The organism is Comamonas sp. FUJ_7 (assembly GCF_057369555.1).
Genome location: NZ_JBXXZI010000005.1, coordinates 290,329 through 313,591, shown reverse-complemented (window position 1 = coordinate 313,591; position 23,263 = coordinate 290,329). Strand labels below are relative to the sequence as shown.

25 protein-coding genes are annotated in these 23,263 nt (G+C 60.3%); 5 read left to right on the top strand and 20 right to left on the bottom strand.

Features of this window, described 5'->3' with window-relative positions:
• Together AC2I9W_RS10155 and AC2I9W_RS10150 are read left to right on the top strand one after the other, a co-directional pair.
• On the top strand, positions 1-187 hold a 187-nt coding region (locus AC2I9W_RS10155; RefSeq protein ID WP_486409841.1), incomplete at its 5' end, for a hypothetical protein.
• Between the two features lie 148 nt (positions 188-335).
• Positions 336-2,228, top strand: coding sequence for an ATP-binding cassette domain-containing protein (locus AC2I9W_RS10150; RefSeq protein WP_486409840.1), 1,893 nt, complete (start codon positions 336-338; stop codon positions 2,226-2,228).
• A gap of 112 nt (positions 2,229-2,340) precedes the next feature.
• On the opposite strand, the gene AC2I9W_RS10145 is transcribed toward AC2I9W_RS10150, so the two are convergent.
• From AC2I9W_RS10145 to AC2I9W_RS10115, 7 genes are all read right to left on the bottom strand, one after another.
• The gene (locus tag AC2I9W_RS10145) at positions 2,341-3,459 is read right to left on the bottom strand and encodes a protein-glutamate methylesterase/protein-glutamine glutaminase (protein WP_486409839.1); all 1,119 of its coding nucleotides are present in this window, start codon (positions 3,457-3,459) and stop codon (positions 2,341-2,343) included.
• 13 nt (positions 3,460-3,472) lie between these two features.
• A complete protein-coding gene (cheD, locus tag AC2I9W_RS10140; RefSeq protein WP_486409838.1) occupies positions 3,473-4,207 on the bottom strand; it encodes a chemoreceptor glutamine deamidase CheD in 735 nt (244 codons plus the stop codon).
• A 24-nt stretch (positions 4,208-4,231) separates the two neighbouring features.
• Entirely contained in the window at positions 4,232-5,092 is an 861-nt protein-coding gene (locus AC2I9W_RS10135) for a CheR family methyltransferase (RefSeq protein WP_486409854.1), read from the bottom strand.
• A gap of 70 nt (positions 5,093-5,162) precedes the next feature.
• Complete coding sequence (locus tag AC2I9W_RS10130) at positions 5,163-5,651, bottom strand: chemotaxis protein CheW (protein WP_486409837.1); 489 nt, start codon at positions 5,649-5,651, stop codon at positions 5,163-5,165.
• A gap of 61 nt (positions 5,652-5,712) precedes the next feature.
• Positions 5,713-7,887 carry a chemotaxis protein CheW gene (locus tag AC2I9W_RS10125; RefSeq protein WP_486409836.1) on the bottom strand — a complete coding sequence of 725 codons (2,175 nt, stop codon included), beginning with the start codon at positions 7,885-7,887 and terminating at the stop codon, positions 5,713-5,715.
• A 32-nt stretch (positions 7,888-7,919) separates the two neighbouring features.
• Positions 7,920-8,282 (bottom strand): response regulator, encoded by a 363-nt coding sequence (locus tag AC2I9W_RS10120; RefSeq protein ID WP_486409835.1) that lies wholly within the window; start codon positions 8,280-8,282, stop codon positions 7,920-7,922.
• A 42-nt stretch (positions 8,283-8,324) separates the two neighbouring features.
• Complete coding sequence (locus AC2I9W_RS10115; RefSeq protein WP_486409834.1) at positions 8,325-8,777, bottom strand: hypothetical protein; 453 nt, start codon at positions 8,775-8,777, stop codon at positions 8,325-8,327.
• Positions 8,778-8,892: 115 nt separating this feature from the next.
• On the opposite strand from AC2I9W_RS10115, the gene AC2I9W_RS10110 reads away from it, so the two are divergent.
• Positions 8,893-10,011, top strand: coding sequence for a sensor histidine kinase (locus tag AC2I9W_RS10110; protein ID WP_486409833.1), 1,119 nt, complete (start codon positions 8,893-8,895; stop codon positions 10,009-10,011).
• A gap of 55 nt (positions 10,012-10,066) precedes the next feature.
• Positions 10,067-10,696 (top strand): response regulator, encoded by a 630-nt coding sequence (locus AC2I9W_RS10105; protein WP_486409832.1) that lies wholly within the window; start codon positions 10,067-10,069, stop codon positions 10,694-10,696.
• A gap of 338 nt (positions 10,697-11,034) precedes the next feature.
• On the opposite strand, the gene fliR is transcribed toward AC2I9W_RS10105, so the two are convergent.
• The 13 genes from fliR to fliF all read right to left on the bottom strand — a co-directional run bounded on the left by fliR (position 11,035) and on the right by fliF (position 22,656).
• Positions 11,035-11,799, bottom strand: coding sequence for a flagellar biosynthetic protein FliR (gene fliR / locus AC2I9W_RS10100; RefSeq protein ID WP_486409831.1), 765 nt, complete (start codon positions 11,797-11,799; stop codon positions 11,035-11,037).
• Between the two features lie 143 nt (positions 11,800-11,942).
• Entirely contained in the window at positions 11,943-12,212 is a 270-nt protein-coding gene (gene fliQ / locus AC2I9W_RS10095) for a flagellar biosynthesis protein FliQ (protein ID WP_486409830.1), read from the bottom strand.
• Positions 12,213-12,375: 163 nt separating this feature from the next.
• Complete coding sequence (gene fliP, locus AC2I9W_RS10090; protein WP_486409829.1) at positions 12,376-13,125, bottom strand: flagellar type III secretion system pore protein FliP; 750 nt, start codon at positions 13,123-13,125, stop codon at positions 12,376-12,378.
• Positions 13,118-13,513, bottom strand: a complete 396-nt coding sequence (locus tag AC2I9W_RS10085; RefSeq protein WP_486409853.1) for a FliO/MopB family protein — start codon at positions 13,511-13,513, stop codon at positions 13,118-13,120. Before AC2I9W_RS10085 ends, fliP begins: the two co-directional genes overlap by 8 nt.
• 40 nt (positions 13,514-13,553) lie before the next feature.
• Entirely contained in the window at positions 13,554-13,988 is a 435-nt protein-coding gene (fliN, locus tag AC2I9W_RS10080; protein ID WP_158389112.1) for a flagellar motor switch protein FliN, read from the bottom strand.
• The gene (gene fliM / locus AC2I9W_RS10075; RefSeq protein WP_158389110.1) at positions 13,978-14,982 is read right to left on the bottom strand and encodes a flagellar motor switch protein FliM; all 1,005 of its coding nucleotides are present in this window, start codon (positions 14,980-14,982) and stop codon (positions 13,978-13,980) included. The genes fliN and fliM overlap by 11 nt, the downstream gene beginning before the upstream one ends.
• Before the next feature lie 15 nt (positions 14,983-14,997).
• Positions 14,998-15,549 carry a flagellar basal body-associated FliL family protein gene (locus AC2I9W_RS10070; RefSeq protein WP_486409828.1) on the bottom strand — a complete coding sequence of 184 codons (552 nt, stop codon included), beginning with the start codon at positions 15,547-15,549 and terminating at the stop codon, positions 14,998-15,000.
• 201 nt (positions 15,550-15,750) lie between these two features.
• A complete protein-coding gene (gene fliK / locus AC2I9W_RS10065) occupies positions 15,751-17,088 on the bottom strand; it encodes a flagellar hook-length control protein FliK (protein WP_486409827.1) in 1,338 nt (445 codons plus the stop codon).
• 2 nt (positions 17,089-17,090) lie between these two features.
• Positions 17,091-17,555: a flagellar export protein FliJ gene (gene fliJ / locus AC2I9W_RS10060; protein ID WP_486409826.1), complete on the bottom strand. Its 465-nt coding sequence runs from the start codon at positions 17,553-17,555 to the stop codon at positions 17,091-17,093.
• Positions 17,556-17,587: 32 nt separating this feature from the next.
• On the bottom strand, positions 17,588-18,994 hold the full coding sequence (fliI, locus tag AC2I9W_RS10055) for a flagellar protein export ATPase FliI (RefSeq protein WP_486409825.1): 1,407 nt from the start codon (positions 18,992-18,994) through the stop codon (positions 17,588-17,590).
• Positions 18,991-19,818 carry a FliH/SctL family protein gene (locus tag AC2I9W_RS10050; protein WP_486409824.1) on the bottom strand — a complete coding sequence of 276 codons (828 nt, stop codon included), beginning with the start codon at positions 19,816-19,818 and terminating at the stop codon, positions 18,991-18,993. Before AC2I9W_RS10050 ends, fliI begins: the two co-directional genes overlap by 4 nt.
• Positions 19,811-20,806 (bottom strand): flagellar motor switch protein FliG, encoded by a 996-nt coding sequence (gene fliG, locus AC2I9W_RS10045; RefSeq protein WP_486409823.1) that lies wholly within the window; start codon positions 20,804-20,806, stop codon positions 19,811-19,813. The genes AC2I9W_RS10050 and fliG overlap by 8 nt, the downstream gene beginning before the upstream one ends.
• 137 nt (positions 20,807-20,943) lie before the next feature.
• Positions 20,944-22,656: a flagellar basal-body MS-ring/collar protein FliF gene (gene fliF / locus AC2I9W_RS10040; RefSeq protein ID WP_486409822.1), complete on the bottom strand. Its 1,713-nt coding sequence runs from the start codon at positions 22,654-22,656 to the stop codon at positions 20,944-20,946.
• A gap of 173 nt (positions 22,657-22,829) precedes the next feature.
• On the opposite strand from fliF, the gene fliE reads away from it, so the two are divergent.
• Positions 22,830-23,138, top strand: a complete 309-nt coding sequence (gene fliE / locus AC2I9W_RS10035; RefSeq protein WP_486409821.1) for a flagellar hook-basal body complex protein FliE — start codon at positions 22,830-22,832, stop codon at positions 23,136-23,138.
• The last annotated feature ends 125 nt before the right edge of the window (positions 23,139-23,263 follow it).

The following is a 23,263-nucleotide window of genomic DNA, read 5'->3' as shown; positions in this document are numbered from 1 at the left end:
TTCAAACGCCCACGCTTATCGGCTGTATTTTTTTAATGAACCGAGCAAAGAACCAGGAGATCTGATTCAGATTTCGTTGCTTGCTGTGATCAGCGAAGCCTTGAAGTATATCACAACTTTTCACCTTGCTGCACCTATCTTGTTGGCGCTGCGAGGCAGTTGTTTGCTGCGATGGGTTGAACTATAGCATAGGAAAAACCCTAGGCGATCCAATTCCGACATAAAAGATTCATTTGCCAGCATGGTCTTTGCCTGTCTCTATTTGTGTTGCCACAAATAGAGACAGCGGCCTTACGGCCGCTGTCTCTATAGGCTCCATAGATAATGCGCGCACGATGGCACTGATTACTTTGTTAGACGCTCAATTGGCGTTCGGGCACGTGGCTCTTCTGGACCACGCTACTTTTTCCCTGGAATCCGGCGAACGCGTCGGTCTGATCGGCCGCAATGGCGCTGGCAAGTCTTCGCTGCTCAAGATCTTGGGCGGCCTGGCCAAGCCGGACGATGGCCAGCTTCAGGTTCAAAACGGGGTTCGCATTACTTATGTGGCGCAGGAGCCGGATCTGAATCCGGAGCACACGATCTTTGAATCCGCATCCGATGGACTGGCTGCGGTGATTGCGATCCGTGAACGCTACTTGGCCGGCGGCGAGGGCGAGGATCTGGATGCGTTGCAAACACAGATTGAGGCTTACGACGCCTGGAACTGGGAGCAGCGGGTAGAAGAGACGCTGCAGCGCCTGCACCTGGATCCCAACGCCTTGGTGGGCAGCTTGTCTGGCGGTACCCGCAAGCGTGTGGCACTGGCGCAAGCCTTGGTGGCTCGCCCCGATGTGCTGCTACTCGATGAGCCGACCAACCACCTGGACCTGGATTCCATCGAGTGGCTGGAGGAGTTGCTGATCGCCTTCAAGGGCAGCGTGATCACCATTACTCACGACCGCAGCTTTCTGGACCGTATTGCCACCCGCATTGTGGAGCTGGACCGAGGCATTCTTCGCACCTACCCCGGCAACTTCTCCCAGTACGCATTGCAAAAGGAAGAGCAACTGGCGCAAGAGGCAATCATCAACGCCAAGGCCGACAGGCTGCTGGCCCAGGAAGAGGTCTGGATTCGCAAAGGAGTGGAAGCCCGCCGCACCCGTAGCCAAAGTCGCATCTCCCGCCTGGAAGAGCTGCGTGCCAGCCGCGCGCAGCGCCGTGATGTACTGGGCGGCGTGAACATGGATATTGCCTCTGGCAAGGGCGATGGCTACCAGGGCAAGATCGTGGCGGAGCTGACCGACGTCAGCAAGACTTTTGGCGACAAGAAGATTGTCGAAAAATTCAGCGGCACCATTTTGCGTGGCGACAAGGTTGGCCTACTGGGCCCGAACGGCGCCGGCAAGACCACGCTGCTGAAGATGATTCTGGGCGAGCTGCCACCCGACAGCGGCACAGTGCGCCTGGGCGGCAATCTGCAGGTCGCGTATTTCGACCAGATGCGCCACCAGGTGGATCTGGATGCCACGCTGGAAGACTTCATCAGCCCCGGCAGCGAGTGGATCGAGATTGGCAACCAGAAAAAGCACGTCAAGAGCTATCTGGCCGACTTCCTTTTCTCGCCTGCCCGTGCGCACTCCCCCGTGCGATCCCTATCGGGCGGCGAGCGCAACCGTTTGCTGCTGGCACGCTTGTTTGCCCGCCCCGCCAATGTGCTGGTACTGGACGAGCCCACCAACGATCTGGACATCGAAACCCTGGACATGCTGGAAGAGCTGCTGCAGAACTATGACGGCACCGTCTTCCTCGTCAGCCACGACCGCACCTTCCTCGACAACGTGGTCACCAGCACCATCGCCTGGGAAGGCCCCGGACACTGGCGTGAATACGAAGGCGGCGTGACGGACTGGATGGAGCAGTCCCGCCGCAGCAAGGCGATTGCCGAAGCCGCGCAGGCCAAGAACGCCGTCAAGGAAGAACCCAAGCCCGTAGCGGCCCGCACAGAAGCAGCACCAGCCGCGAGCAGCAAAAAGAAGCTCAGCTACAAAGAGCAGCGCGAGCTGGAAGCCTTGCCCGAGCGTATTGCCGCACTGGAAGCCGAGCAAAAGCAGATTCAGGATGCCTTGGCCGATGGCACGCTGTTTGCCACCGACAACGCCAAGGCTGTGGCCATGCACCAGCGTGATGCGGAAATTGATGAGGCCCTGATGGAAGCGCTGGAGCGCTGGACTTTGCTCTCCGAATAAACAAAGCTATCTAATAAAGGAGCGCCTTGCGCTTGCCCTTCATGGATTTCAGATACAAAACGATCTGAAAACAAGAAGTGACAAGCGCAAGGCGCTCTCTTTTTATACAGTTTTAGATGCGGTGATGGACTTGGTCCGAGCCGCCTCGCAGCTTGTTCAGCAAAGCAGGGGCAATCTGGGTCAGCGGCAGCACCTCATCGGCTGCGCCATGGGCAATGGCTTCACGAGGCATGCCGAAGACGATGCAGCTGGCTTCATCCTGCACCAAGTTGTAGCTACCGGCATCGCGCATCTCTCGCATGGCAGAAGCACCATCCGCCCCCATGCCTGTGAGCATGAGGCCATAGGCATTGCGCCCTGCACTGGCCGCCACGGACTTGAACAAGACCTCGACCGAAGGCTTGTGGCGATTGACCGGAGGCGCGTCATCCACCACCGCCACATAGTTGGCACCGCTGCGCGAGATCGAGAAATGCTTGCCGCCGGGAGCAATATAGGCGTGACCTGGCAGCAGACGCTCGCCATGCACAGCTTCCTTAACCGTCATCTGGCATAGGCTGTCCAGCCGCGACGCAAAACTGGTGGTGAAGCCCGGCGGCATATGCTGGGTGATGACAATCGCCGGGCAATCCGCAGGCAGGTGAGTGAGCACCTCGCGGATGGCTTCGGTCCCCCCTGTAGAAGCGCCGATGGCAATGATTTTTTCGGTAGAGATACGCCCCAGCAGGCTGGGTGTTGTCGGGGCCCGAGCCACTGTCGGTCTGCTGCCAGCACTGCCTGCACTGGCGGCTACACCCGGCGGCACCACGGGCAGGCGGTGCACTTGGGCAACGGCGGCCACACGAATCTTGTCCACGATCTGGCTGGCCAGCTCTTGCAGGCCATTGGCCACGCCCACGCGGGGCTTGGCCACGAAGTCGACAGCCCCCAGCTCCAGCGCGCGCATGGTGACTTCAGCGCCGCGCTCGGTCAGCGTGGAGATCATCACCACCGGCATGGGGCGCAGGCGCATGAGGCGGCCCAGAAAATCAATGCCGTCCATGCGGGGCATTTCCACATCCAGGGTAATGACGTCGGGGTTGAGTTCGCGAATCATCTCGCGCGCGATCAAGGGATCATTGGCCGTGCCAATGCATTCCATATCGTGCTGGCGATTGATGATCTCGGCCAGCAGACTGCGCACCAGCGCAGAATCATCGACCGCGATCACCCGGATTTTTGGCTTTAGCAACTCTCAACCTTCCTCAAAACAAATCAACCGATCCACCCGCCGTATTGCGCGCCACCACCGCAGCGCTGCCGCGGGTGATTTCCTGCTGCACCAGTGCCTCTGGATGGGCATGGGCCAGGCGCTTGACCATGGCCTTGCCCGTGGAGGGAAAGAACACCACCTTGCGCGGATAAATGTCCAGCACATCCTGGGAGACGATGGGAATGCGCTCCGTCTGCAGATACTCCGTCACAAACGAGGTGTTGCGCTCACCCACATTCATGGTGGTGAAGTTGGCCATGACCTGGCCGCCTCCAAATATTTTCGCCTGCATCGACTCTCGCCGCGCCCCCATCTTGAGCATTTCATTGATCAGCAGCTCCATGGCGTAAGAGCCATAGCGGCCCGAGGCATCGCTGCTATCGCCTTGCGGCAGCATGAAATGATTCATGCCCCCTATGCGCATGACCCGATCCCACAGGCAGGCCGCAATACAGGAGCCCAGCACCGTGATGATGGCCATTTCATCGCGCGAGACGAAATATTCACCCGGCAGCACTTTGGCTGCATTGAGCTGAAAGTGCGGATCAAAGAAGAAAAACGAAGCCTCTCCCGGCTGACGCGGCTGACGCTTGAGTTGCTCCAGCGTCGCCGAAGCTGGCTGAACGGCTTCGTCCACAGCAGGCTGTGCCGAAAGCCCTGCAGGATGCAAAGCCCGTGCCTGCGAGCCAGTTCCTGGAAAGTCCAGCACAGAGCGCATATTTCTCATGGATTGCAGCCCAGCCCTTCAGCTTCATTGACGCTCATAGACAGTCTTGCCCTTGAGTGCAAACAGATCACGCGAATCACTGAAGTTCTCGGCATGGCCGACGAACAGCAGCCCTCCCGGCGTCAGCACCTGATGAATGCGCTCCAGAACGCGCCGCTGGGTGGGCGCATCAAAATAAATCATCACGTTGCGGCAAAAGACCACATCAAACGTCTCGCGAAATGGCCAGTCGCCAGCGATCAGGTTGACGTTGAGAAAGTCCACCATGCGCACCAGCTCCGGCTTGATGCGAACCATGCCGGAATTGCCTGCCCTGCCACGCAGAAAGAAGCGGTGCAACCGCTCGGTGCTGACGCCTTTGAGGCTTTCTGCGCGATAAACACCACGCGCCGCCGTCTCCAGCACGCGCGAGTCGATATCGCTGGCCATGAGATGAAAGTTCGCCGAAGCACCCAGGCTCTCCACCGCTGTCATCAGAATCGAATACGGCTCTTCCCCTGTCGATGCCGCGCTGCACCACACCTTCCAGCCATTGCCGCCAGGCTGATGACTGCGCAAGTGTTGAGCCAGGATGTCGAAGTGATGCTGCTCACGGAAAAACGAGGTCAGGTTCGTGGTCAGCGCATTGACAAACTCCTGCCACTCAGGGCCGTCGTTGATGCTCTCCAGCCAGTCCAGGTAGCTAGTAAAGCTGTCGTGTCCCGTCTCGCGCAGCCTGCGCGACAGGCGGCTGTAGACCATCGCATGCTTGCCGTCATGCAGGCTGATGCCTGCACGCTTGTAGATCAACGCCTGCACACGCGCAAAGTCACGATTGGTCCAGACGAACTCCCGGCCCTGGGTCAGCGGACCAGGCAGACCGCCTGGTGCAGCTTCATCACCCATCTCCAGTCTGGCAGCCGAGCCCGCCAGTGACGCATTACGCCCCAGGTTCAGCACACTGTCTCCGCCTCGCTCAGGCTTCAGGGGCCACCAGGCCCATGTCCACATTGCCCATGAGCTTCTCAATGTCGAGCAGGATCAGCATGCGCTCTGCCACCGAGCCCAGCCCCAGAATGCAGCCGCTGTCGATGGCGCTTTCAATATCAGGCGCAGGTCGCACCGCTTCCGGCGCCAGCTCCATCACATCGCTGACCGAATCCACCACAATGCCGACCACACGGTTGCGCAGGTTCAGGATGATGACCACGGTGAAGGCGTTGTATTCCACCTGCGAGCAATTGAAGCGCAGACGCATGTCCACGATGGGCACGATGGTGCCGCGCAGATTGACCACGCCCTTGATGAACTCTGGCGCATTGGCAATGCGCGTGGGCTGCTCATAGCCGCGTATTTCCTGCACCTTGAGGATGTCGATGCCGTATTCCTCCTCGCCCAGGCGGAAGGTCAAATACTCTCGTGCACCGGTGGTCACGTCTGCAGCAGTCTTGTTGATGATGTTCATATCGGCTCTTTGTGGTTTGTTCAGATCGCGTGGGTTCGGATGGGTTCATTCACACAGCTCTTCAATGGCGGGTTCTTCGAACCAGAGCACCGGTATCCAGAATCAGTGCCACGGATCCATCGCCCAAAATGGTGGCACCCGAAACATTGGGCACCTTGCGGTAGTTGCTCTCCAGGTTCTTGACCACGACCTGGTGCTGACCCAGCAGCTCATCGACCAGCAAGGCCACGCGGCTGCCATCGGCCTCCACCACCACCATGATGTTGCTGGTTTTGCTTTCATCGGCGCGCGGCACTTTGAAGATACGCTCCAGCGCAATCACCGGCATGTACTCATCACGCACCTTGACCAGTTGCGTGCCGTTGGCCACGGTACTGACATCCTCGGGCTTGACCTGGAAGGACTCCACCACCGACGACAGCGGCAGAATGTAGACCTCCTGCTCGACGCCCACCGACATGCCATCCATGATGGCCAGCGTCAAAGGCAAGCGCACCGCCACCTTCATGCCCTGACCAGCCACCGATTCAATTTCCACCGTGCCACCCAGCGAGGTGATGTTGCGCTTGACCACATCCATGCCCACGCCACGGCCCGAGACATCGGTGACCACATCGGCAGTCGAAAAGCCCGGAGCGAAGATCAACATCCAGACATCGCTGTCAGGCATGCTGTCGGAGACATCCATGCCGCGCTCGCGGGCCTTGCTCAGGATCTTCTCGCGATTCATGCCCTTGCCGTCGTCGCGCACTTCGATGACGATGGAGCCTCCTTGGTGCGATGCCGCCAGCGTCAGCGTTCCGTGCTCCGACTTTCCTGCTGCAATGCGGTCTTCCGGCATTTCGATGCCGTGATCCACGCTGTTGCGCACCAAATGCGTCAACGGGTCGGTGATTTTTTCCACCAAGCCCTTGTCCAGCTCAGTGGCTTCGCCCAGCGTCACCAGATCAATCTTCTTACCCATCTTGCCGGCCAGATCGCGCAGCATGCGAGGGAAGCGACTGAAGACGGTGGACATGGGGATCATGCGAATCGACATCACGGACTCTTGCAAGTCGCGGGTATTGCGATCCAGATCAGCCAGACCTGCCAGCAATTGCTGATACGTTGTTGGGTCCAGCCCCTGACTGTTCTGCGCCAGCATGGCCTGGGTAATGACCAGCTCGCCCACCAGATTGATCAGCTGATCCACCTTCTTCACATCCACGCGAATGCTGGTGGACTCCATGTGCGCCGCAGCTTTTGGAGCCACCTTTTGTGCAGCACCGCCTGCTGGAGGCTGCACAGAGCGCTCCTGATTTTGTGCCGCATCAGGACTGCCTGGCGAGCCGGCAAAAAATCCATAAGCCTCTTCTGCTGGCAGGTTGTGCACAGGCATGCTGGCCTCTTCATCCACCACCAGCACGGACTCGGTCGCAGCCTCCTCAGAGACCACAGGCTCCGCCTCGCTGATCTGCACCTGCTCCTTGGAGACATGAAAGACAAACAAGTCGCGCAACTCATCGTCCGTCGATACGGTACGTACCTTGAACAGACGGTAGTCGGGCTTGCTGCAAGGCTGATCCTGAATCGAGCCCAGGCCCGGAATATCGCGGAACAGCTCCTTGATCGCGTCACCCAGCTCCAGACGGGTCAGAGGCCCGATCTCGATCAGCAGCTCACGCGCACCCTCTGCGGGAGCTGTGCCCACGACCGAGGCGTCCACCTCAATGGTCACCGGTTCAGTAACTGCCTCAACCACTGCAATATCTGTAGCTGTAGGCGCTTTCTCTGCAACGGTTGGAGCACGATTGACCTGAGGAATGGCCGTAAGTCCCTGAGCCAGGGTCTCGATACGCACCACCAGCTCGGCGGTTGACACCGGCTCCCCTTCATCGCCGGATTGGTGACGGGCCAGCAGACTGCGGCTGGCATCTGCCGACTCCAGCAGCACATCGACCATTTCCGGAATAGGCGTGATTTCATGGCGACGCAGACGATCCAGCAAGGACTCCATGCGGTGCGTCAGCTCAGTCACATCCGAGAAGCCAAATGTCGCAGCCCCGCCTTTGATGGAGTGAGCGCAGCGGAAAATGCCGTTGAGCTCTTCATCGTTGGCCGCCGACAGATCCAGACTGAGCAGCATCTGCTCCATCTGATCGAGGTTCTCGCTGGCCTCCTCGAAGAAGATTTGATAGAACTGGCTGAGGTCGAAGTCTGCTCCCGAACCTGCGCCATCCTGGTGTGTATCCGCCATGGTATTTCCTGCTGTGATTCGTTGTTATCGGCTTAACGCAGCACTTTTTGAATGACTTCGATCAAGCGATTGGGATCAAAGGGCTTGACCAGCCAGCCGGTTGCCCCCGCAGCACGGCCTGCCTGTTTCATCAAATCACTGGACTCCGTCGTCAAGATCAGAATGGGCGTAGCACTGAACTTAGGATCTTCTCGCAGCTTGCGCGTCAGGCCTATGCCATCCAGACGCGGCATGTTTTGATCCACCAGAACCAGGTCAATGCTCTCAGCCTGAGCTTTTTCCAGCGCATCCACGCCATCGACAGCCTCGACCACCTTAAAGCCAGCACTGCTCAAGGTGAAAGAGACCATCTTTCGCATCGAGGGGGAATCATCAACGGCCAGAATCGATCGCATGTACAGCTCCAACAGACGGGCAACGAAAAACAAGGTAGAAGTTCAAAATAACTCCACAGAGCCTGCATCCATCTCGCTTTGCGTGACGGGATTGGGCTTTTCAGGCAGGTGCGGCAGGCTGATGGCTGATTCTTCAGCCTCATCCTCATCTACCCCCATGGCCACAGCACCCAGCCGGATGGCACAGGCCTGCAATGTATTTGCCATATGGGCAATCAACTGAGACGACATATCGTGAAACTGAAGCTCGGTCACTGCCAGGCGCAATGCCTCACGAGCAGCATCCAAAGCAGGCGTGTCTGGCAATGTCGGATGCGACAATTGGCCATTCGCCTGCTCGAAGCGCTCCAGCAAATTATGCGTGGCATGGTCCAGCAGCCCTTCAAGGCGCTGCAGGTCGCGCAGTGTGACCAGCAAGGCATCTTGCAGCTCCGCCGCCACCATGACCGGCACGGCAACCGCAGGTGCACCCGATGGGTTTTGCATTGTCTGCATTGTTACTCCAACTGCGTACAGTCCTCAGAAGGACCGCGCGCCATGCACCACGAAATGAACGGGTTGGTAATCGCTGCCAGGCTGCACTGCCTCGACTTGACGACACCTCTCCTCAATGTTCCAAAATGTATCCAATGATAGCGCCCTTGGCGATATGCAACGATCGGATCAGCCCTTGAAAATCCTTCATATTGAAGACTCTGTCGCAGATCAGTCCTTGGCCCGGCTCAGTCTCAGGCAGGGGCAACTGGCCTGTCAGATCACGGCGGTCGATAGCCTGCAGGATGTGCGCAGCGCACTGGAGACCGAGGTCTTTGATCTGATTCTGGCGGACTACCACTTGCCCGGCTTTACGGCCCTGGATGTATGGGAGCTGGTACGCAACCGCCCGGATGCCCCGCCCTTTGTTCTGCTGTCCGGAGCCATTGGCGAGTCTGCCGCAGTGGACATCATGCGTCTGGGCATCAGCGACTATCTGCTCAAAGATCAGATCAGCAGCCTGCCCCATGTCATACAGCGAGCTGTAGAGGTGCACGAAGCCAGGCTAGCCCGCCGCACAGCCGTTCGCCAGCTCGCAGAGTCCGAGAAGCGCCTGGCCGACCTCACCGAACACCTTCACACCAGCATTGAGCAGGAGCGCGCCAGCATCTCCCGAGAGATTCATGACGACATTGGTGGCTCTCTCACCGCCGTCAAGTTCGACCTGGCGTGGCTGAGCCGCAACTGCCCGGAAGGCGCCATGCGCGAGCATGCCCAGTCGGCCCTGGCCATGCTTGAGCATGCTCTGGGCGCGAGCCAGCGCATCATGCAAAACCTGCGCCCCCCGGTGCTCGACCAAGGCCTGGTCGCTGCCGTGCAATGGCTGGCCCAGGAGTTCGAGCGGCGCACCGGCATTCCCGTCCAGCTGGTCAGCAGCCGTGAACACATGGAGATTGCGGCCGAGCTGCAGGTCGTGGTGTATCGCACCGCGCAGGAATCTTTGACCAATATCAGCAAATATGCACAAGCCAGCCGCGTAAGCTTGGACTTGTCCGACCACGAAGGTTTTTTGACACTGGAAGTAACAGACAACGGGGTCGGCCTAGAGGTTGGAGCAAGGGAGAAGCCGCAGTCTTTCGGTCTTCGCGGCCTGAGCGAGCGCGCACGCACTGTCAAAGGCTGGCTCGATGTGAGCAGCCAGGCCGGCCGCGGAACCACTATCATCCTGACCATTCCTCTGGCAGAGACTGAATGAGCAAGCACACCCGGCCCATTGACCATCTGCCCGCAGTTTTCCTGGGAGAGCGACATTGATTCACGTGGTGCTATGCGATGACCATGCCATCTTGAGAAGGGGCATACGCGACACTCTGGCCGAAGCCACGGACATCAACGTCACCGCCGAGGCCGGCAGCTATGCCGAACTGCGCGAGCAGCTGCGCACTGCAGCCTGCGATGTGCTGCTGCTGGACATCAACATGCCGGGCCGCAGCGGCCTAGAGGTACTGGCCAGCGTGCGCGAGACCCACCCGCAAATCCGCGTCGTCATGGTCTCCATGTACCCCGAAGACCAGTACGCGCTGCGCAGCATCAAGGCCGGGGCTGCCGGCTATGCCAACAAGGCGGGCGATCCTTTGCTGCTGATCGAGGCCGTGCGTATCGTCCACAGTGGACGCAAATACCTGACCGCCGAAGTGGCGCAGATGCTGGCTGACAGCCTGGCCCAGCCCGCAGCCCCCATCCCGCACGAGACACTGTCAGAGCGCGAGATGCAGACCCTGCTCAAGATTGCCAGTGGCCAGAAGCAGACCGATATTGCGCAGGAGCTGATGCTCAGCCCCAAGACCGTGAGCGTGTACCGGGCCCGCGTGCTGGAAAAGCTGGGCATGAGCAGCAATGCCGAACTGACGGCTTATGCCATCCATAACAAGTTAATTTGATTCCCCCTGAGCGGCTTTGCCGCTTCCCCCGGAGGGGGACGACGCCATCGCCGCAAGGCGGCTCTTGCTCGGCGTCTCTCGCTTGGTGTGCGCCAGTTTTAGGTGGAAATGCGCTCTAGCGCTTATCTATATTGCTCAAGCAGCTATCAAACTTGATAGTTTCTCTTCAGCTTCACCCTTTCTCTACGCGCTTCGCGCTAAGGAAGAGGGACGACAGCATCGCTGCGGGATGGCCCTTGCTTGCTGTCCCTAGCCTGGGGTTCTCCAGCTTTAAAGAAATTGGGCTCTAACGCTTATCCACATTGCGTGAGAAGCTATCAAATTTGATAACTCTTTGATTAGACGCCGAAAATCGCCATGCCTTTTTGCAGCAAGGCCACCAGTGGCTGCTCTAGCAAGGGCAAAGTGGCCGTCAACCCCAGCAGGCCCACGGTCAGCGTAACCGGGAAGCCCACGGCATAGATGTTCATCTGCGGCGCCACACGCGAGATGATGCCCAGCACCAGGTTGACGAACAGCAGCATGGCAATAATGGGCAGCGCAATCCAGAAGGCGCTGGCAAACATGGCCGCCCCCATTTCATGGATACGCATCTGCGAGATGGCCTGCAGGAAGTTGCCATCGACCGGAAACGCCTCAAAGCTCTTGAGCACGGCCATCAGCACCAGCAGGTGCCCGTTGATCACAATGAACAACAAGGTCGCAATCTGCACCATGAAGCGCGCCACGGCACTGAGCTGAGCATTGCTGGTCGGGTCGAAGAAAGAGGCAAAGTTCAGGCCCATCTGCAGGCCGATGACTTCACCGGCCACCTCAACCGCCGCCATCACCAACCGCACGGCAAAGCCCACCGACAAGCCCACCACCACCTGCTGCCCCAGCGTGCCCAGCGCCTGGGGCGAGGCAATGCTGACCACGGTCTGATCGCCCAGAATCGGCTGTGCGCACAGTGCAATGAGAAACGCCAACCCCACCTTGAGCCGCATGGGAATGGCTTTTTGAGAAAACACCGGCGCCGTGGTGAACAGCGCCAGCACGCGCACAAAAGGCCAGATCAGCGGCGAAAGCCAGGCGGCAATCTGTGCTTCGCTAAAAGAAATCATGAGCGTGCATCCACAAAACCAGAAGCCGCGCAGACAGCCAAATCAGACATGCCCCATGCCAAATATGCCGGGCAAGAGCTGCCTCTCAGCGATGGCATCATCCCTTTCTGAGGACAGCCACGAAGTGACACAGGGGGAGCCATTTACCCAATCGCTCCAGGAATGCCCTCGATCGTGCGGCGAATGAAGTCCACCAGTGTCGACAACATCCAAGGACCAGCCACGGCAAACACCAGCACTGCGGCCAACAGCTTGGGCACAAAGGCCAGCGTTGCCTCATGCACCTGCGTCACTGCCTGAAAAATGCTCACCAGCAAGCCGACCCCCATGACCACGCCCAGTACAGGCATGGCAATCATCAGCAGCAGCGTCAGCGCCTCACGCCCAAAAGTCAGAACAAATTGAGAAGTCATGGCTTCCTCTTAACTCTCAAAGAACCCAATACGTTGAAAACTGGCACAGCCTAAAGCGAGTGACACCGAGGAAGGGCCGCCCCGCACCGAAGGTGTCGTTCCCCTCCCCTAGCGCAAAGCGCGTAGAGAGAGGGGGAAGGCGCGCAGCGACTCAGGGGGAATCTCATGTCACGAAGCTCGCAGCCAGAGAGCCGATGATCAAATTCCAGCCATCCGCCAGCACAAACAGCATGAGCTTGAACGGCAATGCCACCAACACGGGCGAGAGCATCATCATGCCCAGCGACATGAGGATGGAAGAGACCACCATGTCGATGATCAGAAACGGGATAAAGATCATGAAGCCGATCTGGAATGCCGTTTTCAGCTCACTGGTCACAAAGGCCGGCACCAACACACGCAGCGGTGCGGTTTCTGCGGTCACGCTTTCGTCCAGCTTGGCCAAGCGCTTGAACAGCGAAAAATCCGACTGGCGCGTCTGCTTGAGCATGAAGCCACGCATGGGGGCCTCTGCCTTTTCAATGGCCTGCTCGAAGCTGATGCTGTTTTGCGTATAGGGCAGATAGGCATCCTGATAGACCTTGTCCAGCGTCGGCCCCATCACAAACATGGTGAGGAACAGGGACAGGCCGATCACCACCTGATTGGGTGGTGCAGACTGCGTACCCAGCGCCTGGCGCAGCAGGCTCAGCACGATGACTATGCGGGTAAAGCCCGTCATCAACAGCAGGATGGCGGGCAGAAACGACAGCGCTGTAAAGAACAGCAGCGTCTGGATAGGCACCGAGTAGCTGTTGCCGCCCGCGCCCTGCCCTACCAGCAAAGGCAGACTGGCAGGAGCCCCTTGAGCGGCTGCCACCAGAGGCATTGCCAGCAAAGTAGCGGCAAACGCACGCGCTATGAACTTAGACATTTCCAGAATTCCGGGCAGAGCCATCCGCCTTGGCACGCATCAGTGAATCGGTAAACGATGGCATTGCAGGTGGGTTTGCTACATAAGCGCGAGCAGCTTGTTGTTGACTGCCCTGCTCCTGCAGCACATGCAGGCATTGAATCTGCTGCGCGGTCACGCCCAGCACCAGTCGCACGGCCGCTTCACCTTCGCCCACCTGTACGGTCACCACACGCTGCTGCGGACCTATGGCCAGCGAGCCCAGCACTTGTGAAGCTAGCGGTGCAGCACCGCGCGCCATACCCATGCTGCGTGGCAGCAGGTTTTTCTGTTGCAAGCGGCGCACCAGCCAAGGCAGGCAGGCCATGGCCGCCACAAACAGCACCACCAAGATCAGCGTAGGCCACATGGATGGAGCCGCAGTCACTGCAGCCGTGCTGGCAGCGGTATCAACCACGGCTGACCCGGCGCAGACGCTCAGACGGCGTCACCACGTCCGTGAGGCGAATACCGAACTTGTCGTTGACGACCACCACCTCGCCCTGGGCGATGAGGTAGCCGTTGACCAGCACGTCCATGGGCTCACCCGCCAGCGCATCGAGCTCCACCACCGAGCCCTGGGCCAGCTGCAAGATGTATTTGATCGGCACCTTGGTGCGACCCAGCTCCACGGACAGCTGCACCGGAATGTCCAGCACCATGTTGATGTCGTGCACCGGCACATCGCCATAGCTGCGCGATGCATCACCCGACAGGGGGCCGCCCTGCTCGGTCGTGTCCGCGCCTGTTGTTGCTGCGTCATGCTGACGCTGCTCTTCCATCGCCTCGGCCCAGCCGGAGAACGGATCGTCGCCAGCGGGCTTGTTGTTGTCGTCAATTGCCATGCTTCTCTCCCATCCAGCCGGAGTCACTGCCGCGCAGGCTGCGCTCCACGCGGATTGCATATTTGTCGTTGTGCGTGCCGTACTGGCACTCGAAAACCGGCACTCCACCGATGGAGGCCCGAATCAGCGGCTCGCGGTCCAGCTCGATAAAGTCGCCGGGGCGCATGGCCAGCAGTTGTTCCACGGTGGCATCGGCGCGCGCCAGTTCCGCCACCAGCGTGACCTCGGCCGCCTGAATCTCGCGCGTCAGCACCTTGACCCAGCGGCGATCGACCTCGATGGCATCACCTTGCGTCGATGAATACAGCACATCGCGAATCGGCTCCAGCGTCGCATAGGGCATGCACACGTGAATAGAGCCAGAGATATCGCCAATCTCCAGCTGGAACGCCGTGGAGACCACGATTTCGCTAGGCGTGGCGATATTGGCGAACTGGGGCTGCATTTCCGAGCGCTGATAGGCCAGCTCCAGCGGATAGATGCCATGCCAGGCTTTTTTGTATTCCTCGCAGATCACGTTGACCAGGCGATTGATCACGCGCTGCTCGGTGGTCGAAAAGTCGCGCCCTTCGATGCGGGTCTGCAGGCGACCCGTGCCGCCGTACAGCGTGTCGATCACGCCAAAGACCAGCGAGGGGTCGCACACAATCAGGCCGTTGCCGCGCAGCGGACGGATGGCCATGATGTTGAAATTGGTGGGGACGGCCAGCTCGCGCAAAAAAGCGCTGTAGCGCTGTACCGTCACTGTTCCGACCGAGACTTCGGGGCTGCGGCGGATGAAGTTGAACAGGCCAATGCGGAAGTTGCGGGCAAAGCGCTCATTGACGATTTCCATGGTGGGCATGCGCCCACGCACGATGCGCTCCTGGCTGGAGATGTCGTAGTTGCGGATCTGGCCGAGATCGACCTCCACCACTTCGGAGCGCTGGCTCTCGCCGGTAACACCTTCCAGAAGAGCATCAACCTCTTCCTGGGAGAGAAAAGAATCGCTCATGCACTCCCTCTCTACTTACTGAATGATGAAGCTGGAGAACAGCACCCGACGCACAGGGCTCTTGCGGCTGGAGCGGGGGCGGTCTTCATCCGCATCATCGTCGTCACGCGAACGTTTTTTGACATTGGAGCCAAAGCCCAGCGGTGCCGACACCTCTTCCAGAATGTCGGCAGCCAGCTTTTCCTTGCCTTCACGCGCCAGCAGCTCGTCGGCCGTGCGCTGGGAGACCAGCATCAGAATGCCGTTACGGATGCTGGGCAGGTACTGCTTGACGGTGGAGGCGGTCTTCTCGTCGGCCAGCTCCAGCGTGATGCCCAGCTGCACAAAGCGGTCACCACCGGGATCGGCCAGATTGGCCACCATATTGTCCAGTGGCAAAAATGTGGGCACGCTCACCTTGGCAGAGACTTCCTCATCTCCGTCCAGGCTGCTGTGCTGGCGCTGCATCATCAGCACATAGGCAGCAGCAGCCACAATCGCCAGCACGGCAACAATGGCCACGATGACGATCAGCTTCTTGCCTTTGGCAGGAGCAGGTGCGACAGGGACGTTGGGATTGGCTGACACGGCGGGTTTTCCTCAAGAGTGGGGGACTGCCTCCACCCCGCAGCCACAGCCACGACACGGAAGATCCACGCCTGAATTATTCGCCGCCCACTGCCCAGACCATTGCCGGAATAAAAGCGCGAAACCCGGCTTGATCCCGGGTTTCGCTGCGCCTCATGTCTGCGCCACTATGTCTAAGCCAGCGCGCCAGACCATGCCCGGCTAAACAAACAGATCCACTCCCTTCGACGAGACCTGTGCGGCGCTGCGCCCCAGCACAGCCTCGGCCCCTGTCGTATCCCCGGCATTGACCGAGACTCGAGCTACTCTGGCCTGAGCACGTGCCGTCCCATCTCCCTCGGCACCTGTATTGGACTGCCCCTGGCTACCCCCTGCATCCACGCTGACACCGCTCAGGCTCAAGCCCTGGGCATGCAACAAGTCACGCAGCTGTGCCTGTCCATCGGCCAGTAGCTGCCTGGCCTGCTCGTCATCGGCCGCAAAGCGCACATGGGCCTCCTGCCCCTGGAGCTGCACCTGCACCTGGATAGGTCGTCCTTCATGCTGAATCGACATCGCAGCATTCTGCGTCTTCTGGTGCACCCAGAACGCGACCTGCTCGGAAACCTCCTGCTCGCGCTCGGTTGGCGCGGCATCCTGGCCTGCCAGGCTCTGGCCAAAGTCAGAAGCGCTTTGCCCACCGCCTTGCATGCCGGCACTGGCCGCGCCCATGGCAGCACCAACAGCGGCTGCTGCCGCCTGTAAATCGTTCGGGCTGTGTGCAGCGCCAGCTTTGGGCTGGCCACCTTCTTCCTGCGGCGAGCGGGCTGCGCGCAGCAAATCCTTGAGACCTTCCAACGTCTGCGGCTGCACCGCCGCCATACCCTGCAAGCTGATGCCCTGCTGCGCTTGCGCTGCAGGCTTGTGCAGTGCTACATCCGTGCGCGCCAGCAAAGCATTCTTGCCATCATCCGGCTGCGTGCCCTGGCTCTCAGACAACGACTGGGCGCTTGACAGGGCACTTTCATCCTGCGTTTGCGACAAGGCAGCTGCATCACTATTCATAGCTGCTTGCGCTTTATCCACCTGCGCTTGAGGCAGATTTGACTGCAAATCCTTACCCATGAACGCCGCATGAGCACCCGCAGCCGCGGCATCACCGGCCTGCAAAGCCTGACGGTGCGCCAGCTGCGTCGCCTGGCCGCGCCCAGATAGAAAATCCGTAGCCGTGCCCTGGCGCATATCGGCATCGCCCTGCCCGTCCAGCTGCGCCGTCTGCCCCACCAAGCTCATCCAGGGGGTGTGCCCCTGCGCGGCCAGCAGCGCATCCTGCTCAGTCAGAGCAGAGGCGGCAGTCTGATCGTCTTGCACCAAGCCTGATGTTGACGCGGGCTGCAAGCCGTTCATCACAAAGCCATCCAGTGCGGCCAGCAGTGATGAAAATTCGGGCACCTGCCCCCCGGCTGCGGCATCGCTTTTGGCGGATGCCATGGCCTGCGTCGATGCCTTGCCCGTGCGCGGCTCGCTGCTACGCGGGCTCTCAATTCTGGTGTCCGCCATCCTCATGCCTCCTGGAGCTGCAGGCCGAAGCTGCGCCGAAAAAAGGCCATGGTGGCGCGCTCATCGGTTTCCTTTTGTTCACGCCGCACCTGCACCAGGGCCAGGTCGCGCTTGCGGGCCTGCACCACTTTTTGCAGGCTGGTCACGCGCAGCTCGGCCGCCAGCAAGGCCTGGCGAGCGGTTTCCAGGCGAATGCCCTGATCGGCCACCACACGGGTCTGCAGGCCAATCGCGTGCTGCAAACGCTCCATGAACTGATATTGGTGATGCATGACTTCGGGCTGCACGGCCAGACCTTCCTGCGCGCCCCAGCGGGTCTGCATTTCACCCACATAGCCCTGCAGTTGATCCATCTGCGCCTGGGCGGCCTCCTGGGCGCGCTGGCGTTCCTGCATGGCGGCACGGGCGGCGTCACGCTTGCGCTGTGCGGCTTCAATGGCGACGTTCAAGGCATTCAAGGACGACATCTGCAAACTCCCTCTGACTAACCCGTTGTGACTCAACCTTGCTGCATGGCCTGTGCCATGCCGCTCAGGCTTTGCTCCATGCTGGAGCTCTCAAACATGCTTTGCTGCAAAAAGCCGGTCATGGCTGGCTGCAGCGCAATGGCTTCATCGAGCTGCGGGTCCGAGCCCGGCACATAGGCACCGACCTGAACCAGGTCGCGCCCTTTTTGATAGCGCGAATACACAGCGCGAAAACGACGTGCCAGCTCGAAATGCTCCCGCGAGACCACGTTGTGCATGACGCGCGAGGCCGACTGCTCGATATCGATGGCCGGGTAATGCCCGGTCTCGGCCAAGGCCCGCGAGAGCACGACGTGGCCGTCCAGAATGGCGCGGGCCGCATCGGCAATCGGGTCCTGCTGGTCGTCGCCTTCGGACAGCACGGTGTAGAAGGCGGTGATCGAGCCCACGCCATGCAGGCCGTTGCCGCTGCGCTCGACCAGCGCGGGCAGCTTGGCAAAGCACGATGGCGGATAGCCCTTGGTGGCCGGCGGCTCGCCAATGGCCAGGGCAATTTCTCGCTGGGCCATGGCATAGCGGGTCAGCGAATCCATGAGCAGCAGCACATGCTTGCCCTTGTCGCGGAAATGCTCGGCAATCGCCGTGGCGTAGCTAGCGCCCTGCATGCGCAGCAGCGGCGGTGCATCGGCGGGAGCGGCTACCACCACGGCGCGGCTGCGGTCCTGCTCGCCCAGAATGTCTTCGACGAATTCCTTGACCTCGCGGCCACGCTCACCGATCAGTCCCACGACGATCACATCGGCCTGGGTGTAGCGCGCCATCATGCCCAGCAGCACCGACTTGCCCACGCCAGAGCCCGCAAACAGGCCCAGACGCTGGCCACGGCCCACGGTCAACAAAGAATTCAAGGCCTTGACGCCGGTGTCCAGTGACTCGCGCACCGGGTCGCGGTCCATGGCGTTGATGGGGTTGCGGTCCAGCACCTCGGGCACCACACCATCCAGCGCAGGGCCACGATCGAGCGGAATGCCTTGCGAGTCCACCACACGGCCCAGCAGACCATCGCCCATGGGCAGGCGCAGCACGCCGACGGCTTGGCTGACTTTTTCGGTTTCCACCACGCCCAGTTGGGGCACAGGAATAAAGGGGGCAGCGGGCGTCACCATGGCACCACTGGACAGACCTTGAATATCGCCCGCGGGCATCAAAAAGGCACGCTCACCGGCAAAGCCGACCACCTCGGCCAGCACAGGCTCTTGCCCGGGCTGATGAATATGGCATTGCGCGCCCACAGGCACACGCAGGCCCGAAGCCTCCAGCACCATGCCGGTCAGCCGCGTCAGGCGGCCCTGGCATTCCAGCGGCACAGGCTCGGCATAGCGCGAGCGCGCCTGGCTCATGAACTGCTGCCAAGTGTTGCCGCCCAGCTCGCTGCTCATGCCTTGTCTCCGTCATACCAGGTAGAGACCAGGCCCAGCGCGGCCACGGCGCGACGCCAGCGCTTGTCCAGACCGCCATCAATTTCAGAGCCACCGGATTCGACCTTCACATCACCCGCAGCAATGGCGGCATCGCCCACCCACTGAATACGGCTGTGCGCGCCATGCTCATCCCGCAAAGGCTGGTCCAGCACTTCGAAATCCGCAGGATTCAAGCGCACGGTGACGGGACGGCTTTCGTCGACCAGCATGTCCAGCGCCTCACGAATCACGGGCAGCAGGGCCTGAGGCTGGCTGCGCAGCTCCTGGCGCACCACCTGGCGGGCGATATCGCAAGCCAGTTTCAGCAACTCCTGCGCCATGCCGGATTGCATCTGCTTGAAGTTTTCGTCCAGCGACTGCAGCACCTGATCCACGCGCTGCACGCTCTCGCGGCCTGCGCCTTTGATATGGTCGTCCAAGCGTTGCTGCCATTGCTGCTGCGTCTGCGAGCGTCCCTCAGCCAGACCTTGGGCATGACCTTCTGCGCGGGCCTGCTCCAGCATCTGCTGCAGCTGGGCTTCATCAAATGCGGGCGCCTCTGGCTCTTGCGATGACTCATCCACCACCTCAGGCTGAGGAGCGCGCTGATGTGCCAGCGATGGCGAAAAACCGTTGAACTGTTCAGATCCGGCCGGAATGAAAGCGGCTGGCTGCGCAGGCGCAAACACACCGCTGCCATGGGAGTTCACAGCACCAAAGCGCCACTGCACGACCGTGCTGTCATCAATCTCTTCCTGAGGGATGAAGCGTGAATGCGTGCGCAATGGCTGGCCGTTAGACATAGCTGTCCTCCGCACCGCTGCTGATGGTCACCTGACCTTCTTCGACCAGACGGCGCACGACCTTGAGGATTTCCTTTTGCTGGGCCTCCACTTCGGACAGGCGCATGGGACCACGGCCTTCCAGGTCTTCGCGCAGCGACTCCGCTGCACGCATGGACATATTGGCCAGAATCTTGTCGCGCACTTCCATCGAGCCGCCCTTGAGCGCCACGATCAGTGTCTCGGACACCACCTCGCGCAGCACCAGCTGCACCGAGCGGTCGTCGAGCTTGACCAGATCGTCGAAGACAAACATCTTGTCCATGATCTTCTGCGCCAGCTCGGGGTCGTAGTTGCGAATGGAGTCCAGCACCGCCACATCGGCATTGCCGCCCATCTGGTTGAGCATTTCGGCGGCCGTCTTGACACCGCCCAGCGAGGTCTTGCGCACCTTGTCACCACCCGCCAGCACCTTGAACAACACCTCGTTCAAATCCTTGAGAGCCGTGGGCTGAATACCCTCCAGAGTGGCCACGCGCAGCATGACTTCGCTGCGCGCCCGGTCCGGGAACTGCATCAACACCGCAGCCGCCTGCTCATATTCCAGGTGCACCAGAATCGCCGCCACAATCTGCGGATGCTCACCGCGCAGCAACTCGGCCACGGACAGCGGGTCCATCCACTTCAGGCTTTCAATCCCTGAAATATCGCCACCCTGCATGATGCGGTCGATCAGCAGGGCCGCCTTGTCATCGCCCAAGGCACGCTTCAAAACCGAGCGCACATAGTCTCCGGCGTCGTCCACCAGCAGACTCTGCGCGGCTGCGTCATTGGTGAAGCGGTCGATCACAAAATCGACCTTCTCCCGCGTCACACCGCGCATGCGTGCAATCGTCTCACCCAGCTTCTGCACTTCCTTGGGCGTGAGGTGCTTGAACACCTCGGCCGCCTCTTCCTCACCGAGGGAGACAAGCAAGATGGCAGCGTCGTTCAGACCTCTATCGTCCATATTCAAAACTCTCTACTAGTTATCAGCTACACCACGCCAGGGATGCCGAGCAAAGGCCGCCCTGCAGCAAAGGCATCGTCCCCCTCCCGCAAAGCGAGAGAGGGGGAAGGCGCAACGCGCCTCAGGGGGTGACTTCGTCACCCCTCTCCGTTAATCCATGTCTTGACGATGTTCGCCACGGCAATCGGGTTCTGCTTGGCCAGGTGGCGGGCCTGATCCAGTCGCTCCTGCTCCTTGGTAGGAGACAGTTCGGTGACGGGAGCGGGCAAGGCAGGCCTGTCCAGCGCCTCGCCTTCAATCGCATTGAGCTGCGCGCCGGGGGCACTCTTACGCAACTTCAGCAAGGGACGAACCAGGCCCAGCAGCACCAGCGCACCAAACACCGCCAGCGCAATGGGCACGCCCAGGTTCTTGGCCATGGCCTGAATTTCCGGGTCTTTCCAGGCCGGCAGGTCGGCAGGAGCTGCATCGCTTTGCATGAACGGTGCACTGACCAGATTCACCGAGTCACCACGATCAGCGCTGTAACCCACGGTCTCGCGCACCAGTGTCAGCAACTGCTCTTGCTGCTGCGCCGTCATCGGGCGCAGACCGGAGCTGACAGCGGCAGCCGTCGCAGCGGTTGCTGCATCCGTACCCGCAGGGGCTGCTGCTACCAGCGGTGCATTGACGACCACGGCGGCCGTCAGGCGCTTGATATTGCCGGTGCTGCCGCGCGTGACCTTGACGGTCTTGTCCACCTCGTAATTGGTGATCGACTCACGCTTGCTGCCTTGACCATTACCCTGAACTGCCCCAGCGGCCTGCGGTGCGGGGTTGGTGCCATTGATAGGCGCCGTAGAGTTTTGCGGGGGCTGATTGCTGGTGGCACCCGGCACTCCGGTGGGAGGAACAACCTCTTTTTCCGCGTTGCTTTCCATGACCTGCTGGCTACGAATGGCGCCGCCTTCTGCCGACTGATTGGGGCGATGCTGCTCGGAGGTCGATTCGGTCTGGCTGAAATCCAGCTCGGCCGAGACCTGGGCCTTCACATTGTTCTTGCCAACCACGGGCTCCAGAATGTCCAGAATGCGGCGCACATACTGCTGCTCTACCTGCTGGGTATAGAGGAATTGCTGCATGTCCACGCCACCCGCATTGCCGTCGGGCGACTGCGACAGCAGCTTGCCCGAGTCATCCAGCACACTGACCGCTGCAGGGTCCATCTCCGGCACGCTTGATGCCACCAGGTGCACGATGCCCGCAATCTGCGCACGATCGAGTATGCGCCCTGGATGAAGGCTCAGCAACACGGAGGCCGAAGGCTTTTGCTGCTCGCGAAAAAATCCGTTCTGATTGGGCAGCGCCAGGTGCACACGTGCACTTTGCACGGCATTGAGCGCCAGGATGGAGCGGGTCAGTTCGCCCTCCAGGCCACGCTGAAAATTCAAGCGCTCCTGAAACTGGGTAATGCCAAACTTGCTGTTTTCCATCAGCTCAAAGCCCGTGACCGAGCCTTTGGGCAGCCCTTGCGTGGCCAGCTTCAGGCGCACATCGTGCACGCGATCGGCAGGGATCAGGATGGCACCGCCGCCCTCGCTGTATTTGTAGGGCACGTTCATCTGCGTCAGCTGCGCCACGATGGCACCGCCATCCTTGTCGCTGACATTGGAGAACAGCAGCTTGTAATCCGGCTGGCGATAGAACACCGCTGCCGCAATCAGGCCCACTGCCACCAGCGCCGCCAGAGCGCCCCAGCGAAGGCGTTGACTGCGGTCGAGCGCATTCCAGCGCTGCGCAAGCGCAGGGCGCGGTGCATAGGCAGCGCCAGGCATGGCATTGGGGGCAGGTACTTCGGCTACAGCAGACATCTTGATTCCATGGTGTCAGACCCCACACGAGGTCTAGCGTCCAGTGGATTATTCGGACTCTGGCGCATCGCGTTCCCCCGATAAGCGCGCCGATTCACCCACTTATTGCCCGTCTGCGCTGCCGCGAAAAACCTACGATCCCTAGCAACTCACCAAGTCAGTTGGAACACTATATGGACCTGAAAATCCCTGCCCTCAATCCCGCCCAGCTGGGCAGCCAGCTCACCAAGGCAGGCTCTGCCGGTGCCTCTCCCGTGGCCGGGGGCTTTGGTCAGGCTCTGCAAAACGCATTGCAGTCGGTAAGCGCAGCGCAGAACCACTCAGGCCAGCTGCAGCGCGAAGTGCAGCTGGAAAATCCCGCGGTCAGCCTGGAGCAGACCATGGTGGCCATGCAAAAGGCGCAGATCGGCTTTCAGGCCACGCTCCATGTGCGCAATCGCTTGGTTCAGGCCTACTCCGATGTCATGAACATGCAGGTGTGATCGCGCTCCAGGCTAAACAGCTCAAGAGACAGGTTGCCCTCCAAGGCTTGCCCGCATGTTGTGATGACATGCGGGCTTTTTGCATCTCACCCATTCACAGCAGTGAATAAAAAAGCCTGATTCAT

What these genes read in the sequence shown, in the direction of transcription:
- AC2I9W_RS10150 (WP_486409840.1), top strand. Translation starts at nt 336, where the DNA reads ATGGCACTGATTACTTTGTTAGACGCTCAATTGGCGTTCGGGCACGTG.
- cheD (WP_486409838.1), bottom strand. Translation starts at nt 4,207, where the DNA reads ATGAGAAATATGCGCTCTGTGCTGGACTTTCCAGGAACTGGCTCGCAG.
- AC2I9W_RS10135 (WP_486409854.1), bottom strand. Translation starts at nt 5,092, where the DNA reads ATGGGTGATGAAGCTGCACCAGGCGGTCTGCCTGGTCCGCTGACCCAG.
- AC2I9W_RS10130 (WP_486409837.1), bottom strand. Translation starts at nt 5,651, where the DNA reads ATGAACATCATCAACAAGACTGCTGCAGACGTGACCACCGGTGCACGA.
- AC2I9W_RS10125 (WP_486409836.1), bottom strand. Translation starts at nt 7,887, where the DNA reads ATGGCGGATACACACCAGGATGGCGCAGGTTCGGGAGCAGACTTCGAC.
- AC2I9W_RS10120 (WP_486409835.1), bottom strand. Translation starts at nt 8,282, where the DNA reads ATGCGATCGATTCTGGCCGTTGATGATTCCCCCTCGATGCGAAAGATG.
- AC2I9W_RS10115 (WP_486409834.1), bottom strand. Translation starts at nt 8,777, where the DNA reads ATGCAGACAATGCAAAACCCATCGGGTGCACCTGCGGTTGCCGTGCCG.
- AC2I9W_RS10110 (WP_486409833.1), top strand. Translation starts at nt 8,893, where the DNA reads ATGTTCCAAAATGTATCCAATGATAGCGCCCTTGGCGATATGCAACGA.
- fliR (WP_486409831.1), bottom strand. Translation starts at nt 11,799, where the DNA reads ATGATTTCTTTTAGCGAAGCACAGATTGCCGCCTGGCTTTCGCCGCTG.
- fliQ (WP_486409830.1), bottom strand. Translation starts at nt 12,212, where the DNA reads ATGACTTCTCAATTTGTTCTGACTTTTGGGCGTGAGGCGCTGACGCTG.
- fliP (WP_486409829.1), bottom strand. Translation starts at nt 13,125, where the DNA reads ATGTCTAAGTTCATAGCGCGTGCGTTTGCCGCTACTTTGCTGGCAATG.
- AC2I9W_RS10085 (WP_486409853.1), bottom strand. Translation starts at nt 13,513, where the DNA reads ATGTGGCCTACGCTGATCTTGGTGGTGCTGTTTGTGGCGGCCATGGCC.
- fliN (WP_158389112.1), bottom strand. Translation starts at nt 13,988, where the DNA reads ATGGCAATTGACGACAACAACAAGCCCGCTGGCGACGATCCGTTCTCC.
- fliM (WP_158389110.1), bottom strand. Translation starts at nt 14,982, where the DNA reads ATGAGCGATTCTTTTCTCTCCCAGGAAGAGGTTGATGCTCTTCTGGAA.
- fliK (WP_486409827.1), bottom strand. Translation starts at nt 17,088, where the DNA reads ATGGCGGACACCAGAATTGAGAGCCCGCGTAGCAGCGAGCCGCGCACG.
- fliJ (WP_486409826.1), bottom strand. Translation starts at nt 17,555, where the DNA reads ATGTCGTCCTTGAATGCCTTGAACGTCGCCATTGAAGCCGCACAGCGC.
- fliI (WP_486409825.1), bottom strand. Translation starts at nt 18,994, where the DNA reads ATGAGCAGCGAGCTGGGCGGCAACACTTGGCAGCAGTTCATGAGCCAG.
- AC2I9W_RS10050 (WP_486409824.1), bottom strand. Translation starts at nt 19,818, where the DNA reads ATGTCTAACGGCCAGCCATTGCGCACGCATTCACGCTTCATCCCTCAG.
- fliG (WP_486409823.1), bottom strand. Translation starts at nt 20,806, where the DNA reads ATGGACGATAGAGGTCTGAACGACGCTGCCATCTTGCTTGTCTCCCTC.
- fliF (WP_486409822.1), bottom strand. Translation starts at nt 22,656, where the DNA reads ATGTCTGCTGTAGCCGAAGTACCTGCCCCCAATGCCATGCCTGGCGCT.
- fliE (WP_486409821.1), top strand. Translation starts at nt 22,830, where the DNA reads ATGGACCTGAAAATCCCTGCCCTCAATCCCGCCCAGCTGGGCAGCCAG.